This window comes from Ruegeria sp. CF1 (assembly GCF_056537445.1).
Genome location: NZ_JBQFRN010000004.1, coordinates 1 through 16,307, shown reverse-complemented (window position 1 = coordinate 16,307; position 16,307 = coordinate 1). Strand labels below are relative to the sequence as shown.

The 16,307-nt window shown below is 56.0% G+C and carries 15 protein-coding genes; 13 read left to right on the top strand and 2 right to left on the bottom strand.

Going from position 1 to position 16,307, the window contains the following annotated elements; all coding sequences use genetic code 11:
- Window position 1 precedes the first annotated feature (1 nt).
- The 8 genes from ACRZ96_RS09280 (at window position 2) to ACRZ96_RS09245 (ending at window position 8,950) form a co-directional block, all read left to right on the top strand.
- On the top strand, window positions 2–874 hold the full coding sequence (locus ACRZ96_RS09280) for a shikimate dehydrogenase (RefSeq protein ID WP_170602879.1): 873 nt from the start codon (window positions 2–4) through the stop codon (window positions 872–874).
- Entirely contained in the window at window positions 871–1,686 is an 816-nt protein-coding gene (locus ACRZ96_RS09275; protein WP_480814425.1) for a citryl-CoA lyase, read from the top strand. The genes ACRZ96_RS09280 and ACRZ96_RS09275 overlap by 4 nt, the downstream gene beginning before the upstream one ends.
- Window positions 1,676–2,863, top strand: a complete 1,188-nt coding sequence (locus tag ACRZ96_RS09270) for a Gfo/Idh/MocA family protein (RefSeq protein ID WP_254447327.1) — start codon at window positions 1,676–1,678, stop codon at window positions 2,861–2,863. Before ACRZ96_RS09275 ends, ACRZ96_RS09270 begins: the two co-directional genes overlap by 11 nt.
- Window positions 2,853–3,527, top strand: a complete 675-nt coding sequence (locus tag ACRZ96_RS09265; RefSeq protein WP_170558876.1) for a hypothetical protein — start codon at window positions 2,853–2,855, stop codon at window positions 3,525–3,527. The genes ACRZ96_RS09270 and ACRZ96_RS09265 overlap by 11 nt, the downstream gene beginning before the upstream one ends.
- Window positions 3,520–4,710, top strand: coding sequence for a Gfo/Idh/MocA family protein (locus tag ACRZ96_RS09260; protein ID WP_170602881.1), 1,191 nt, complete (start codon window positions 3,520–3,522; stop codon window positions 4,708–4,710). The genes ACRZ96_RS09265 and ACRZ96_RS09260 overlap by 8 nt, the downstream gene beginning before the upstream one ends.
- Before the next feature lie 154 nt (window positions 4,711–4,864).
- Window positions 4,865–5,779 carry a sugar phosphate isomerase/epimerase family protein gene (locus tag ACRZ96_RS09255; protein WP_480814424.1) on the top strand — a complete coding sequence of 305 codons (915 nt, stop codon included), beginning with the start codon at window positions 4,865–4,867 and terminating at the stop codon, window positions 5,777–5,779.
- On the top strand, window positions 5,760–7,169 hold the full coding sequence (locus tag ACRZ96_RS09250; protein ID WP_480814423.1) for an aldehyde dehydrogenase family protein: 1,410 nt from the start codon (window positions 5,760–5,762) through the stop codon (window positions 7,167–7,169). The genes ACRZ96_RS09255 and ACRZ96_RS09250 overlap by 20 nt, the downstream gene beginning before the upstream one ends.
- On the top strand, window positions 7,169–8,950 hold the full coding sequence (locus ACRZ96_RS09245; protein ID WP_480814422.1) for a thiamine pyrophosphate-binding protein: 1,782 nt from the start codon (window positions 7,169–7,171) through the stop codon (window positions 8,948–8,950). Before ACRZ96_RS09250 ends, ACRZ96_RS09245 begins: the two co-directional genes overlap by 1 nt.
- 103 nt (window positions 8,951–9,053) lie before the next feature.
- On the opposite strand, the gene ACRZ96_RS09240 is transcribed toward ACRZ96_RS09245, so the two are convergent.
- Complete coding sequence (locus tag ACRZ96_RS09240) at window positions 9,054–9,281, bottom strand: hypothetical protein (RefSeq protein WP_480814421.1); 228 nt, start codon at window positions 9,279–9,281, stop codon at window positions 9,054–9,056.
- A 215-nt stretch (window positions 9,282–9,496) separates the two neighbouring features.
- Between ACRZ96_RS09240 and ACRZ96_RS09235 the strand changes: the two genes are divergently transcribed.
- From ACRZ96_RS09235 to ACRZ96_RS09215, 5 genes are all read left to right on the top strand, one after another.
- On the top strand, window positions 9,497–10,720 hold the full coding sequence (locus ACRZ96_RS09235) for a MobA/MobL family protein (RefSeq protein WP_170618613.1): 1,224 nt from the start codon (window positions 9,497–9,499) through the stop codon (window positions 10,718–10,720).
- A gap of 157 nt (window positions 10,721–10,877) precedes the next feature.
- Window positions 10,878–12,326 (top strand): hypothetical protein, encoded by a 1,449-nt coding sequence (locus ACRZ96_RS09230; RefSeq protein WP_170620592.1) that lies wholly within the window; start codon window positions 10,878–10,880, stop codon window positions 12,324–12,326.
- A 165-nt stretch (window positions 12,327–12,491) separates the two neighbouring features.
- The gene (locus tag ACRZ96_RS09225; protein WP_170620593.1) at window positions 12,492–13,031 is read left to right on the top strand and encodes a hypothetical protein; all 540 of its coding nucleotides are present in this window, start codon (window positions 12,492–12,494) and stop codon (window positions 13,029–13,031) included.
- Window positions 13,024–13,458, top strand: a complete 435-nt coding sequence (locus tag ACRZ96_RS09220) for a hypothetical protein (protein WP_480814420.1) — start codon at window positions 13,024–13,026, stop codon at window positions 13,456–13,458. The genes ACRZ96_RS09225 and ACRZ96_RS09220 overlap by 8 nt, the downstream gene beginning before the upstream one ends.
- 274 nt (window positions 13,459–13,732) lie before the next feature.
- On the top strand, window positions 13,733–15,346 hold the full coding sequence (locus ACRZ96_RS09215; protein ID WP_480814419.1) for a recombinase family protein: 1,614 nt from the start codon (window positions 13,733–13,735) through the stop codon (window positions 15,344–15,346).
- 715 nt (window positions 15,347–16,061) lie between these two features.
- Here the strand turns inward: ACRZ96_RS09215 and ACRZ96_RS09210 are convergent.
- On the bottom strand, window positions 16,062–16,187 hold the full coding sequence (locus ACRZ96_RS09210) for a hypothetical protein (RefSeq protein WP_480814418.1): 126 nt from the start codon (window positions 16,185–16,187) through the stop codon (window positions 16,062–16,064).
- Between the last annotated feature and the right edge of the window lie 120 nt (window positions 16,188–16,307).

The following is a 16,307-nucleotide window of genomic DNA, read 5'->3' as shown; positions in this document are numbered from 1 at the left end:
TATGAAGGCCGCACTGATCGGACAAGGGATTTCTGGCTCCATGACGCCTGAGATGCACGAGGCGGAGGGCCGGGCGCAGGGTATCGATCTGAGCTACGGTAGGATCGACACGGCAAAAGAGCCATTTCGTGGAATGTCGGTCGCTGATTTATTGCATTACTCAGTTGAATTAGGCTGTGCGGCGGTCAACGTGACACACCCCTACAAAGCATCAGTCATTGATCATCTCGATGAGCTTTCCAAAACCGCTGAGGAGCTTCAAGCTGTAAACGCGGTGGTTTTTTGTGACGACCGAATGGTTGGCCACAACACCGACTACATAGGTTTCCACAGTGCCTTCGGAGATTTTTTGGGATCATCGAAGACTGAAACGGTTCTCATGTTTGGTGCTGGAGGCGCGGGCAGTGCAGTCTCTTTGGCTTTGCTTGATTCAGGTGTTCGAAACCTGGAGATCATCGATCCTGACTTCCACCGAGCGCAGGCGCTGGTCAGTCGACTAAAGGTCTTGCGCCCTTGTGCAAAGCTTCAGGGTTCCCCCTCGATTTCGTTGGAACGGGTCAAATTTGTGGACGGAGTGGTCAATGCAACACCGCTCGGGATGGATAAGTACCCCGGGTCGGTGATTGATCCATCATTGTTGCGGCCGGATGCTTGGGTGGCAGATATAGTATATTTCCCGCTCGAGACACACCTTCTGAGAAGCGCCCGCACAACTGGGTTAAAAGTGATGAATGGTGCTGGAATGGCAGTTCATCAGGCTGCAGCGTCTTTTGAAATCTTCACCGGCTGCACCGCCTCAATCAGTCGTCTTCAAAGCGTTTTCGATTCACTTCGTCAGCAGCGCATGCGCGAGTTTAGAGGTGCAACGGTATGACAAACGACGAGCAAGCTATCCGCCAATGGTGGCGTACCTCCATCATCGACATGAAGCCCGGTCAGATCGCTTTTCGTGGCAACGCCATAGAGGACCTGATCGGGAACGTATCTTTCCCGCAGATGATCTGGCTGATGGTGCGGGGCGATCTGCCGAGCGACGCACAGGCGCGCCTGTGCGAGGCTGCTTTGGTCGCAGGCGTGGATCACGGTCCGCAGGCCCCCTCGATCGCGGCTGCGCGTATGGCTGCCACCTGCGGGGTAGGTCTCAATAATGCGATGGCGACTGCGGTGAACATGCTGGGCGACGTGCATGGAGGTGCAGGAGAGCAATGTGCTGAGCTGTATTATGATATCGCCGCCCGCATGGATGCAGGAGGTTCGCTGAATGACGCTGTTCGGGATGGCTTGGACAGTTGGCGCGAGACCTACGGCAAGATCGTATCGGGCTTTGGTCACAGGTTTCACAAGCCTGTCGACCCACGCGCACCACGTTTGATGCAACTTGTTCGTGATGCGGCGGCAGAAGGCACAGTTTCTGGCCGGTTTGCCGATATCGGAGAAGAGGTTCAAGCCGAACTCGGTCGTCAACGAGGCGGTCGGCCAATTGCCATGAATATTGACGGAGCGACGGCCGTGATCTTCTGCGAACTTGGCTTTCCTGCGCCCTTGTCGCGAGGGCTGTTCTGCCTGTCCCGCTCGGTCGGAATACTCGCCCACGCTTGGGAACAGATGAACCAGGGTGGCCGAAATAAAGGGCCGATGCCCCCAAATTACTTACCCCTCTACGAAGACAGGAATGATGACACGTGAGACATCGAAATCCTTCCGGGTCGGCCTTATTGGCTGTGGTCGTATCAGCGATATCTATCTAAAAACACTATCCAAATTCTCGAACATAGAGGTCGTGGCTTGCGCAAGCCTCGATCCTTTGGAAAGCCGCGCGAAGGCGGATAAATACGGCATCGCCAAGGCTTACACACCAGATGAAGTGTTTTACGATCCGACAATTGACTGCGTTTTGAATCTGACAATTCCGGCGGCCCATGCCGAAATCAGCCTGCGCGCTCTGGAGGCGGGCAAACACGTCTATTCAGAAAAGCCGCTGGTTATGGATCGAACGGATGGAAAGGCGATCCTGCACATGGCCTCTGAAAAGGGGTTACTGGTCGGTTGCGCCCCCGACACATTTCTGGGCGGTCGCTGGCAGACCGTTCGGCGCTTGATCGACGAGGGTGCCATTGGCAAGCCGACAGGGGTTTTTGCCCATGTCGGGACCCACGGGACGGAGCGCCACCATCCCAATCCGGATTTCTACTATAAGGCGGGTGGTGGGCCATTGCTGGACCTTGGGCCGTACTACCTGACCGCCATGATTTTTTGCCTTGGGCAAATTGACCGCGTCGCCGGAATGGCTCGGCGCACGTTCGACAAAAGGATGATCGAAAATGGCCCTCGCAACGGAGAATGGATGGATGTCGAGGTCGACACGCATTCCCTAAGCCTGCTGCAGTTCTCTTCCGGAGCTATAGGGTCGATGACCATGAGCTTCGACGTCTGGGACAGCGAAACGCCGCGGTTCGAGATCTACGGTGAAAACGGCACCATTAGCATCCCAGACCCTGACCCGGTTCATGGTGCCAATATCTTTCAAGGGGATGTCTGGCTGAAAACGCGGGAGACCTCGCGCTGGTCTCATCAGCCGCGCCCAACCGGTCGCGAAGGCTGGCAGGTGGTCGACAACAAACATGGGTTCAATGAGGACAGCCGTGGTCTCGGCCTTATGGATCTGGCCCTGGCGGCGCAAGAAGGACGCCAACCCCGTGCAAGTGGAGCGCTTGCCTACCACGTTTTCGAGGTCATGGACGCGATCGAGCGGGCGCCGAAATTTGGTGCCTATCAGACCATAGAAAGCCGTTGCGCGGCTCCGGAGCCTCTGCCGGTCGATTTCCTATTGAATGAGAGGAAGGAGTTGGTTCATGCCGATTGAGACACTCGACTTTGCCCAGCCATTCTTTCGCGTCCAGCACATCACCAGTGAAGACAGAATTTCTGTCGAGGGTCGCGCCATCGTCCTTAACCTTGGGCGGCGAAATCTCTCTGTCGAGGATCAGGCCGTTGCACCGCTTTCGTCTGTTATCGTGCAAGATAGCTCACTCAAAGGTGTGGAACGCGCAGTAATTGTCCACGGGTTCGACGCCCATGCCGATGAGAACGAGTTGTTCGCATGGGTGAAAGATACATGGCCATCTGCATTTGATGTTCGCCAAGAGGAGCGTCTGCGCGGTGTCAGCCACTACATGTCGCCAAAGGTCTTCGTGGGTAACGTTGGACTGACCATGTACCATTCAGGTTCGGTCCCATTGAATGTCGGATTGCACAAGGATCATCCGTTCTGCCCGGTACCGGGGTTTCGCGAAGTGCATACGCAAATCGTAGGCTTTGGCAAAATGCAGCAATGCCGTGAGCGGGATGTTGAAACCCTTTACCTCGAAGAATTCATGGCCCCTGGCACGACGCACAAACCGATGTATGACGCCGAAGGCAACTATCCTTGGCATCAATACGAGACGATTACCCCCAGCATTTTCATGGCGGTGGAAATGCTGCCGAAAGGCGTACGGGTCTCGGAAATGGAGATTCAGAATGGCTGAGAGACTTTTACCCCAAGACCTGAACTTCGACGGCCCTTTCCCTCGGTTGTCTCGCCGTTTGCGGCTGGGTGTTGTTGGCGGAGGACGGATCTCCGTCACGCAAGCAACGGCTGCGCGGATGACCGACCTGTGGGAGGTCGTCGCTGGCGCGCTCAGTTCTGACGCTGCGCGCAGCAAGGCGCGTGGGGTCGAGTGGTTTCTGTCGGCCGACCGGTGCTATGCGTCATTCGCCGAGATGGCAAAGGCCGAGGCGGCGCGCCTGGATGGCGTGGATGCCGTAATGATCACTACCCCGAACCACGTTCATTTCGAAGCGGCCAAAGCGTTTCTGGAGGCGGGTATTGACGTGCTGTGCGACAAGCCGCTGACCAACGAAGTCGACGAGGCCGAGGGGCTTGAGGAGATTACCGCGCGCACGGGACACATCTTTGCTGTCGGCTATGCGATGTCGTGTTTTCCAGTAATCCGTCAGGCCAAACAAATCGTGGCGGAAGGCGGCATCGGTAAAATCAACCAAATCCACGTCGAGTTCATGCAAGACTGGATGACGCCCGATGATGTTGCTGATGCGCCCCACGTCAAATGGCGGCTGGACCCAAAGATTTCAGGTCCAACCAGCTGTGTCGGCGATATCGGCACCCATGCCGCGCATCTCGCCAGCTTTGTCTCGGGTCTGCCCTTGACCGACCTGAGGGCCGAGTTCCATGTTTGCGGCGCGCCAAAGCCTTTGGAAGACACGGTGTTCATGTTCACCCGCTACCAAAATGAAATTCCGGGAACCTTGATGGCAACACGACTTGCCCCGGGAAATCGGGGTGGGTTGAGGTTGCGGATATTTGGGAGCGAAGGCGGCCTCGAGTGGGATTTAGAGAATTCGGAGCAGCTGAAGTTCAATCGGTTTGGTGAACCGGATAATATCATAAGCCGAGGTCACGGGCATGGCATCGGCCCCGGCGCAGAACGTCTTATCCGTACCGCGCGCGGCTTCCCTGAGGGGATTATCGAAGCCTGGGCCAACCTCTATATGGAATTTGCCATGGCCGTAGCCGCGCGCCGGGATGGCGTCACCGTTCCGGCCGATTGGCTTACTTATCCCAGTGTCGAACAAGGTGCAGATGGCGTCCGGTTTATTGATGCCTCCGTGCGCTCTCACCAGTCCGGAGGTGACTGGGTCACTCTCTAAGGCTCTGCCAGCATAAAGGTTAAACACGCCCGGGCTATTGCTCGGGCGTTTCTATTCTCCGCTCAGTATTAAAAGTTGATATTTTAAAAAATATCAGATATTTTTTACTACGTGTGATGAAAATAAGATTCGCAGACACCCGGAGCTGTCATTCATGGCGAAACCCGAAGAGGCTGGCACACGCCCCTCTCTCTATTCCTTGGCGCATCTGACGCTGATTGGCTGTACGCCGCCCGAGCTGGTCTATATCGCCGCACGGGCCGGTTACGATGCCGTCAGCCCCCGATTCATTCCGATGCATGTGCCCGGTGAATTCACTCAATCCCCAATCGACAGGGCACAGGTGCAGGCCACCAAAACTGCTCTCTCTACCACTGGCTTGAAAGTCCTCGATGTCGAACTTGCGCGCATCACGGAAGACGTCGATCCGCGCAGTTTTGAACCTTCTCTTGAGATCGGTGGGGAATTGGGCGCTAAACGCATGATCATGAGCGCGTGGACCAATACCCGCGATGATCGTGACTTCCTGATCGACGTCTATTCTGAAACCTGCGAACTGGCGGCGCCCTACGGGCTAACAGTGGACTTGGAGTTCCCGAGCTTCTCTCGCTTGCGCACTCTGGATGAGGCGCTGGATATTGTCCGCGCTTCTGATCAACCCAACGGCGGTATTCTGGTCGATACGCTCTATCTGCACCTCAGCCGCGTGGATCTGGGAGAGCTCTTGCACGTCCCTTCGGAGTTGTTTCACTTCCTGCATATCTCTGATTGCCTGCCCGGCATCGCCGATACGCGCGAAGGCATGATCCAGTTGGCCCGTGATGCAAGGTTGTACCCAGGCGAAGGCTGGATCGATTTCAACGGCATCATCGAACGGATGCCGCCCGTCGACTATTCTATTGAACTGCCCAACCAAAGCCGCGTTGCCGAGTTGGGATATGAAGAACACGCGCGTCGCTGTCTCAGCCACGCCAAGCGAACATTTGGCGAGGCGCGGTCACAGCGCCGCACGCCTGATGCTGCAATTCCAAAACACCAAGAGGATCATCATGGGCAAAGAGCTCACTGAAAACGACCGCAACATGGCGGCAGATATGCTGGCACGCGCCCGCGCTGCCATGGCCGAGATCGAGGATTGGGATCAGGACAGGCTGGACCGCCTGTCTCAGGCCATTGCGTGGTACGCAGGCAACGAGAAAACCTTCACCCGTCTGGCCCAGCAAGGCGTGGACGAGAGCGGCATCGGAGATCGCGAAGGACGCCCTGCGAAGCGCTTCAAAATCCATATGGTATTGCGTGATGTCCTGCGCACGCCATCGACCGGTATTGTCGAGGTTGATGAGGAAAAGGGTCTGGTCAAATATGCCAAACCTGCTGGCGTCATCGCATCCCTGATCCCGATGACCAACCCGGCGATGACGCCACCGGTGACCGGCGTTTCCGCCGCGAACGCCCGGAATGCGGTGATCTTCAGTCCGCACCCACGAACCGCCCATACAACCTATGAAATGGTCGAAGTCATGCGTGCAGCTTGTCGTGCTGCCGGTGCCCCCGAGGACTTGTTTCAATCCATTCGCAAACCCTCGATCCCATTGACGCAACATCTGATGGAGATCTGCGACTTGACTTTGGCGACGGGCGGCAAGCCCATGGTCAAAGCGGCGTACAGTTCAGGGCGTCCAGCCTATGGTGTCGGCGCAGGCAATTCATCCATTGTCATTGATGAGACTGCCGATCTGGATATCGCCGCGCAGAATACCCGTATTTCAAAGACCTCCGACTTTGGGTCGGGCTGCTCGGCCGACGGCAACATCATCATCCAGCGCTCAGTTTACGACGATATGGTTAAGGCGCTTCAAGCCGAGGGAGGCTACCTGTGTTCGGATGAAGAGAAGGCCATGCTCGAAGCGGCCATGTGGGATGAAAAGGGAAACCGTACGTTTCCGACCATTGCCTGTCCGCCGCAGCAAACGGCCAAGGTCGCCGGTTTTAGCATCCCCGAAGATCGCAAGTTTCTGATGGTTGAAAATCAGGGGCAAATCGGGCCGCAGCACAAGTTCTCCAAGGAAAAACTGACCACGCTGATGGCGCTTTATCACTTCGAAACGTTCGATGATGCGCTGGACACGGTCAGCCAGATCTACAACACCGGGGGAAAGGGCCATTCCTGCGGCATCTACAGCCACAATGACGATCACATCGACCGGTTGGCGCGTCTGGCTCCGGTCAGCCGTATGATGGTGCGACAGCCTCAATCCAAGGCCAATGCGGGTGCCTGGACAAATGGCATGCCTATGACCAGCAGCCTGGGCTGCGGCATTTGGGGCGGCAACATCACCAACGAAAACGTCACCATGAAACACATGATGAACTACACCTGGGTCAGTCGTCCGATCCCTGAGGATCGCCCCTCGGAGCCGGACCTGTTCGGTGAGTTCTACGGACAGGAGGTCGCGTGATGGACGGGGCTAAATTGGAAGGCAAAACCGTTGCTGAGCACATCGTCGATTTCCTTGAGCGTCGTGAGGTCAAGCACGTTTTCGGCCTGTGCGGGCACACGAACATTGCGGTTCTGGCTGCGCTGGCGGAAAGTCCCATCGATTTCGTCACAGTACGACACGAACAAATCGCCAGCCACGCGGCGGATGCATATGCCCGCGTGACGGGCAAGGCCTCGGTGGTGCTGTCCCATCTCTCCCCGGGGCTGACCAATTGCGCCACCGGGGTCGCCAACGCCGCACTGGACTGTATCCCGATGGTCGTGATCGCGGGTGACATTCCCACGCATTACTACGGTAAACATCCGCATCAGGAAGTGAACCTGCATGCAGACGCAGCCCAATGGGAGATTTACCGACCCTTCGTGAAGCGCGCTTGGCGCGTGGATCGCGCCGACCTGATGGCCGAGATTCTGGAAAAGGCGTTTCATCTCGCTGAAAGCGGCCAGCCCGGGCCGGTACTGGTCAATGTCCCCATGGACATCTTTTCAGAGGTGATCCCCTCGGACAGTTTCGACCGTATCCGCGACAACACGCGTGCGCTCAAGAAACCGTCGATTGACGACGAGACAGCGGGAGAGATTGTCGAAGCGATGGCTAAAGCCGAAAACCCAGTCGCTTATGTCGGGGGTGGTATTCTTCTGGCACAGGCCAGCGAGGAGTTGCGAGAATTTGTTGAACATATGGGCCTTCCAGTCGCGCATTCCCTGATGGGTAAAGGCGCGTTGCGAGACGACCATCCGCTTGTACTGGGAATGACCGGGTTTTGGGGCACCGAATTGGTCAACCAGTCCTGCTTGAATGCGGACTACATCTTTGCGGTGGGAACCCGGTTCAAAGAGGCCGATTGTTCCAGCTGGTATCCCGGCTATACGTTCAACATTCCTGGCTCGAAGGTCATCCATATCGACATCGAACCGCAGGAAATCGGTCGGAACTATCCCACCGAGATCGGCGTCGTTGCTGACGCCAAGGCCGCTTTGCGCGTCCTCAACCGGGTCGCCCGCGAGATGTATCCGGACGGTTTCAAACGCCCCGCTCTGGAACAGAAGATCGCTGGCTTCCGGACGGACTTCAAAGCGCACAACGTGGAAATGGCGACCTCATCGGCCTTTCCGATGATGCCCGAGCGTATTCTGGCAGATACCCGCCAGGCACTGCCTGAGGATGCCATCATCACCACTGACGTTGGGTGGAACAAGAACGGTGTCGGGCAACAGTTTGACATTTTGACGCCGGGTTCAATCCTGACCCCGGGTGGGTTCGCGACGATGGGTTTCGGTCCTCCGGGTGCGATCGGCGCGAAACTGGCGGCACCTGATCGTGTGGTGATCAGCCTTGTTGGCGATGGTGGTTTCGGCCAAAACCCGTCGATGCTGGCAACGGCCGTCGAACTCGATCTGGGCATTATCTGGCTGGTCATGAACAACAATGCCTTCGGAACCATAGCAGGTCTGCAAAAGGCGCATTACGGTCTGACCTATGGAACCACGTTCCCCGGATCAGCCGCCGCACCCGCAAACGGACCGGGCTATGCCGACATAGCGCGAGCCTACGGCGCGGAAGGGCACAGACTCAGCGCTGCTGACGAGTTGTTGCCTGCATTGGAAGCGGCAATCGCCAGCGGCAAACCAACCGTGCTGGATGTGCCAATGATCAACAACCCGACACCAACGACCGGTCATTGGAACATCCTGGACATTTATTCGCCGGACAAGGATGTTTCTCACGTCGCGACCTGACGATACTGAGCGCGGTGAGCCGCGCCAGTTTTTTTCTTTCAATAGGTCCAAGTCAGCCAACCCTTCTGAGAGCGTGCAGTGCCTCAAGAAGATCTAACTGGGTTTACAGCCCTAACAGCTCTCGATCTGAGTCGCGTGAGATACGTTCGTGCAGAAGCTTGAGCAACCGATCAGCTTTGTCTCTCTCAATTTCCTCGAGAAGCTTCAAAACAGCAGCGCCATAGATAATCTTTTTGCGCGTTTCATCGCGACGCCGTTGCTTGCTCGCCCGGGCCTGGAGGTCCCTGAGTCTCGCGCGCGCCTGTTCGATTTGTTGATCCAGGTCCGCCATTTCGTCCTCCCTTTTCAGTGGTCGAACAGGAAATGCGGCCTGGATCCCGGCTTCGCTCCCCCTGCGTGAAAACGTGACTCCGCCAGGCCGCCTTGTGAGCGGCCGTCCGCATGCCCGTTGGGCAATGCGCGCAGTTACGCAAACTTGGGGTTTGCCTGCGCGCCTGCCGCGGGCTTTTTTGTGCGGAGTTCGGGTTGGAGCCCGATGTCCTTTACATGATACACCCCGCCAGCAGACTCGAAGTCATCCTGCATTCTCGTGCCGACGGTCGCTCCGCCGTCAAATCCGCCGCCTACACTGCGCGCACCACATTCCGGGATGCGCGGGTTGGACGACGGTTTTCGCCGGGCAGAAAGGGTGGCCTCCTGTCGCATGAATTGATCAACTGGACAGGAAACGCCGAGGAGCTCTGGAACGCAGCCGAGCGTTCTGAACGCCGAAAGAATGCAAGAGTCATCCGCGAACTGCGCCCATCCCTGCCACGCGAGCTACCGCTTCCCGAGCAGGTCCGTCTTGTCCGCGGCTTCTGCCTCTGGCTTCGCGATGAATACGGCGTTGCCGTTCAAGCCGACATTCACGCGCCGCGTTTCCTGTGCCCTGAGGAAGAGAAACAACACAGTGCGGGCAAACTCGAACTGACGCGAGAAGACTACGAGCAGAGGCTCTTCAACCCATCGAAGACCAACCTGAATTTCCACGCCCACATCCTGATGACGACGCGGAAGGTTGATAGGATCACGGGCGATTTTGGTGAGAAAACGCGTGTTCTTGACGACAGAACCTCAGGCCCAGGAGAAATCAAGCTTATCCGTGGAGAATGGGAAAAGCGGACCAACGCGGCCCTGCGCAGGATTGGCTCTCCAGCGCGGGTTGATCTTCGTTCGTATGCCGAAATGGCCAAGACGGGCGATGCACCGCATGGCATGGCAAGACAAGATCATGTCGGGCCACGCAGATCTGCAAGGTCGCGCCGCAGACTGCAAGAAAGCGGAAGCGACGACACAGTTGCCGGAGTGCGGCGTCAGGCTGTCCAAGAACACAATTCAACACTCTGGCACTCTTGGTTGCAGCTGCGCGCCCTGGAGCGTCAGAGAGACGACCTCGAAGCGGAGCGTATCGCGCGGGTGAGAGAGGCTGCCCGCAAGAAAACGGTCAGCGATGAGAAACGTCGAATGTTGGAGGCGAGATCCGAGCGCGAAGTGAAAGCAGCGCTGGAAGCTTCGTCGCAAATAGAATGTCTAAGAACTGAGACAGCATACCAGAAAGCGGTTCGATGGGCGACAGAAGGCATAAACATCGATCCATTAGACATCCTCGATGAGGAATTCTCCTCTGACGTCGACCTTGAGGCGTATCGCCCACCTCAGCTCCAGCAGAATGATCGGGATTCCAACATACGGCGTGTAAGAACACGCAAGCCGCGTCAGCGTACGCGATGACACCGAAGCCAGTTTTTGCAGGGCACAACACTGGATGCGATCTACATTATTTGGACTCGTGCCGTTGATCGGTTGACAGGAATAGGGCGTCACCCGGGCCACACCTTTGTTTGCTTGGATTTTTCTGTGTCGAAGACCGCAGAGCCAATTCCCGCGGATGAAGCACACCGATCCGCGCGACTTTGCCCCGCATTCAGATGACACCCACACCGTTTCACCAGAGGAATACGTTCAACTCCTCCATCCGCAAGGAGTGATTGGGAATCCTGCCGTTCTGATTAAGAATTCCGAGAAGCCAAGCCAACAATTCACACGCTCTCCGGATGGGATTGTAGCGTGTCTTCATGCGCTGCTGGATCGGACATCGTTTATCTCGCTGAACCGGTTTAAGGGCACACGCTGCAATTCAGGATTGGTCAGCCTGAATTCGCTATATGTCGATCTGGACTATCACAATGATCCCGGCTGGCGCGCTGAGGGTGAAGAAGACGTTCAGGCAGCCGTCGCGGGCCATCTTCTGATGCGCGGTGTCTCTGAGCCATCATTCTATTTGCGAACGGGACGAGGACTGGCCGCAATCTGGTTGATCCATTCGATGCCACCTGCTGCGCTATCCCGCTGGCAGGCGGCAATCAGGGCATTGATGGATCTGCTTGCTCCCTTTGGTTCGGATCGTTCTTGCAATGACCCAGCTCGCGTCTTTCGCATTCCCGGCACTCGAAACGAGAAATCGGGCCGGGTCGTTCAGGTGTCTGGTGGGAATTGCCAACGCCAGGATTTCGATGTCCTTGCCGATCAGATTTTTGCCGCCGTCGGGCGGCCCACTCGTTCCGAACTCGCAGAGCGCCGCAAGCAGCGTCAGGAACGGGCATCGGGCGCCCCGACAATGCCCAGAGGTTTGACGCAAGCTGAGCGTTTTGAACAGATACGCAAAGATCTTGAGGCTTACCGGATTCACCATGGTGGGGTTATCCCGGTGGGGTACCGAAACACATGGCTGCATTTCTATGCCACCTGCCTGACCCATCAGTCAGATACCCAGGCCATCGAAGGTCACATTCAACGAGCGGCAGACACGGCAACGCCCGGGCTATGCCAGGTCGAAACAAACGCAATCATCAAGCAGGCTCTTGCGAAGTCAAAGCTGCAAGCTTGCGACAATGCAAGCGAGAGCGAGAGATATTGTTACCGCGGCTCGACTGTTGCGGAGCGTCTCGACGTATCAGCCGATATGGCGCGTCAGTTGAGCATGCGTCAGGTGATGCCAGCGGAAGAGCGCCACCGCAGAAAAGCTGAACGGGAACGAGCACGGCGTGCTGTTCAGGGGAGTACCTCGCGAGATCAATACCTGCTCGAAAACAGCGCATCGAGAAACAAGCCCTGGCGGAACTATGGTCTTGGTAGGTCCCAGTATTACGCGCGCAAGAAGGCAGGAACACTCCCCGAGCTATCAGTTGCTCCGGACCGGACAGGTCCATGTCCACTACAGGGGAACCATTCTGGACACAGAGAACTCTGTGGCCCTCCAACAGAGGCACAGCAGTCGGAAACACCCGTCAACCGACCCATTGGAAACACTTCGAACACTCTGGCGACAGATCGGTAAGCTGCAACAGACCAGACAACAGCGCACGGACGAGAACCGAAACAGCGGAAAAGGCAGGTCGCCCACCTTCGACTGCGCAGTCCGGATGTCGCGCAGCCGAAAGTGGGAACCAGCCCAAACACGGTGGAAGACGCGGCTCTTTTCAACTTCGATGAAGGATGTCTCATGACACTTCAAACTGAAATCGCGCTGCCCTCCGAGAACTGGAAATCCCGTTTGAAAGTTGGCGATGTCGTCGCGTTTCGCTTCCCCCATGAAACGATGGGAGAGGATGATCCCAAAGTTCGGCCGTCGCTGGTTATTGATGTCGAGGAAATGGCCGGTGAGCGCTTTGCGGTTCTGGCTTACGGCACAACGAACCCCTGTCCACGCAAGCAGGCCTATTGCGTCGATGTGCGTTCGGAAGAGGAGCGGGAACAGGCTTCTTTGAGGGCGCCAACACGCTTCAATGCGGCTCGACGTGTTTCCGTATCTGTCAACAACAGCGGCTTCGACAGAAACTCCGATGGAACGCCCGTATTGGGTGAACTCGCCGACGCAGCGCTGGATCGACTTCATCGCGTTCGCGCACGAATACATGCAGAACGCGATATCCGGCGCTCCCGTAGGTTCGGCAGCAGAGGCTCGGGTCGAAAGATACGCGCCGTCACGGTTGAAACGCGGCGCAAGGGACGGCCGGATACGCGGGAGGTGCGCTATGTATGATAGCATCGCACAGCAGCTTTTGCCCATCGAGGCAGCGATCCTCGATGCGCTCAACATAGTGCCCTCAGCGTCGAAGGCACTCGACACGCTAATCGACAATCTGGCGCCCAGTGGCGCGCGCATTGCTTATCGTTTTGGCTCACGCCTCCGTGCGGGTGAAATGTTCGGTGATCGCGATCTCAATGATCTCGAATCCCTGCTCCAACCTGTCTTGGCTGAGATAGAAGCCGGATGGGTGAGCGAGGTGATTGCAGACGAGCATTGCCCGGGCGGTGCTTGGATCAACAAGCGGCTGACAAATCGAGCAGCCGAATTGAACCGGAGCGTTGAACCTTTGGTGGCGCTTCAAAGATGTCTTCAACTCATCCAGAACCTCCGTCGAGCCGACCGAATAACACGTCGAGTGATCGCTGAAACGCAGACTTAGCCTGCAGCCTTCGGAGAGCGTTTCTCGCTCTCCGAACCGTTCGGATTAAACTGCGTTTCTAAATTTTCCAAAGGAGACCGATCTCACGCTCGTTGAAACATAAAGCGAGCACCATGACAGTTCAAAAACCGATCCAAACCGATTTTTCGATTTGTGAAGAGATCACCAAGTCCCCAGCAGCAAAGCAAAACCCGACGCCAGATGTTGGTTTGCTTGAGCTCGTCCGGGAATTGGCCCGGGCGGCAGCACAACAAGACGCGAGGAACTCGAGAGAATGCAACGCCGCGCTGCGATCTACGCCCGCTATTCGACCACGCTCCAATCGGAGCGCTCCATTGAAGATCAGGTGGAGCTTTGCCGAAGCTACCTGAGACGCGAGAAATACCGATTAGTCCAAGTTTTTGAAGACAAGGCCATGTCATCCGCGACCCTGGTCGGGCGAGTTGGCCTTGCCAATCTTCTCGAAGCAGCGAGAGCTGGCGAAATTGATGCATTGGTTGTCGAATGCGTCGACCGAATTAGCCGAGATATCGGAGATCTTCAGTATGTGCAAAAGCAGCTTAGCTTCGCAGGCGTCGATATCATCTCTGCCAGTGAAGGGGTTCAGTCCGAGCTTCAAATCGGTTTCCGCGGCCTTTATGGTACGATGTTCCTTAAGGACCTCCGTGAAAAAGTTCATCGCGGAATGTCAGGCAACATTGCCAAGGGTTTGAGTGCCGGCGGCAAGGCTTATGGCTACTCACCCATATCGGGGAAACCCGGTGAGCTTCAGATCGAAGCACACGAAGCGAAAGTTATACGCCGAATTTTTTTGGCCTACTCTAAAGGAGCCTCCCCGCGAGATATTGCTCATGATCTCAACGCTCAGGGTGAGTTGCCGCCACGTGGGCCAAAGTGGAACGCTTCCACGCTGAACGGCAATAAGAAGCGCGCTTATGGAATCCTACGCAACTCACTCTACGCGGGCATCCTCGTCTGGGATCGCGTCAAGATGGTGCGCGATCCGACAACGGGAAAAAGAGTCAGCCGCGAAAAGCCGGCCGAAGACTGGAAGTATGCAGAGGTTCCGCATCTACGTTTAATCGATGAGGAACTGTGGGATGCGGTTCAGAAACGGTTGGCCAAGCAGTCCGAAAATAAGCGCTCCGGAAAGTCGACTCGCAAACCCTTGCGTCCTTTCTCGGGCCTGCTTAGGTGCGGTTGCTGCGGTGGTGGCATGTCTATTCATGACCGAAAGGGCAGTGCTATCCGGATTCGTTGCTCTGCGGCTAAAGAGAGTGGCTCATGCAACAATAATGGGAAGGTTCGCCTCGACAAGATCGAAAGCGCCCTGCTGGCCGAACTAAGAAAAGAGCTGTCGACGCCAACCTACATCAATGAATTCATCCGTGCCTACAATGAAGAACGTCGCGAACTCAACGCAGCCGGCAAACCAGACAGGAAGAAACTTGAACGCAAGGTAGCAGAAGCCAACAAGCTGCTATCGCGTCGTATCGAACTTTTCGAGATGGGTATTCTTGAAGGAGTCGAAGGAGAGGCAAAGTTGACTGAGGCCAAAGAACGCGCTTCGGTTGCCATGGATGTGTTGGCCAGCTTTGAAGAGAAGGAGCGGGCGTTCGAGTTCAATCCAGCGACAGCTTCCAAGTATGTCACGGCACTGGATGAAATGATCTCTTCTATGCAGGCGCATAACGGCAATCCGAATCCAAAAGCACGTGATGCGGTGCGCGGCTTGATTTCGGAGATCGTTGTGTCTCCGACCGAGGAAGACGGCGTGCCTGTCGAGGTGAAGGGCCGCCTTAGCGCCTTGGTTTCAAACCGTTCCAAAAAGGTGGGGGGTTTGGTGGTAGCGGAGGAGGGACTTGAACCCCCGACACGCGGATTATGATTCCGTTCACCTACTGATTTCGCTGTAAGTCTCTACAGTCTATGGCCGTCCACAATTATCCAACCCTACCCCAATTTAGTTTGTAAATACCAAGCTCTATATATTTTTCCCCGAATAGTTATTGTCTACAGTTGTCCATAATTGTCCGCCACAATCCAGTTGATTTTGTCCCCATGAGTCCCCCAGAGCGATGAAGAAGATGTTAACGAACAGATACCTTGAAAACCTTACCACAGCTTGGATTGGCACGCGTAAATCGAATTGATGATGAGGCTGAATCCGACTTCCGGCAGCGTGTTCACTTGGAATCGGTTCAGACACGTTCGGGAAATGGTGACCCATTCTATCAACAGTTGGATACTCCGACGCTTGAAGCGTGCGGAGAAGCGCTTGATGCGTTCATTTCAGCGCACGATCCGAATTTGTTAGCCGAACTCAAAGGCAATGGAGGTTCATATGCCTAATCTAACTAACCGACTACAGAAGCTCGAAGTGCATTCATTAGAATCGAAGGTACACTACACATGGGTGGAGCCGGTACTGACCGAAGAGCAACTTAATGCCCATGTCCAAGAAGTTCGGTGGATGAAAGGCCTGTCGGACGATACTAAAATCATCGCGTTTCGTTGGATGTAGTTAGTGGTTTGAAGCTGGTGACGCTTTGCAGTTTTGTTGCTGCATATTTAAGCGAGAAAACAAGGCTATCTCCCAAATACTACCGACACGGGGCGGCTAGAACCATCACCCAGATGCGATCCGCCGCCTCGTACAGCGCGAACTCTTCGGCCTTGCGTGACAGCATATTAGCACGATGCCCCCGCGATTGCGCCCAAGCTGACATCACAGCGTCCAAACCTTTCTGCCCCTTGGCTGTCAATGAGCGTTCAAAACTGACCCGGTTTCAGCATTTAAATTTGACCCACCCTATGTGGCGCAAAGCCCCCAGGCGGGCCGCCCTCAT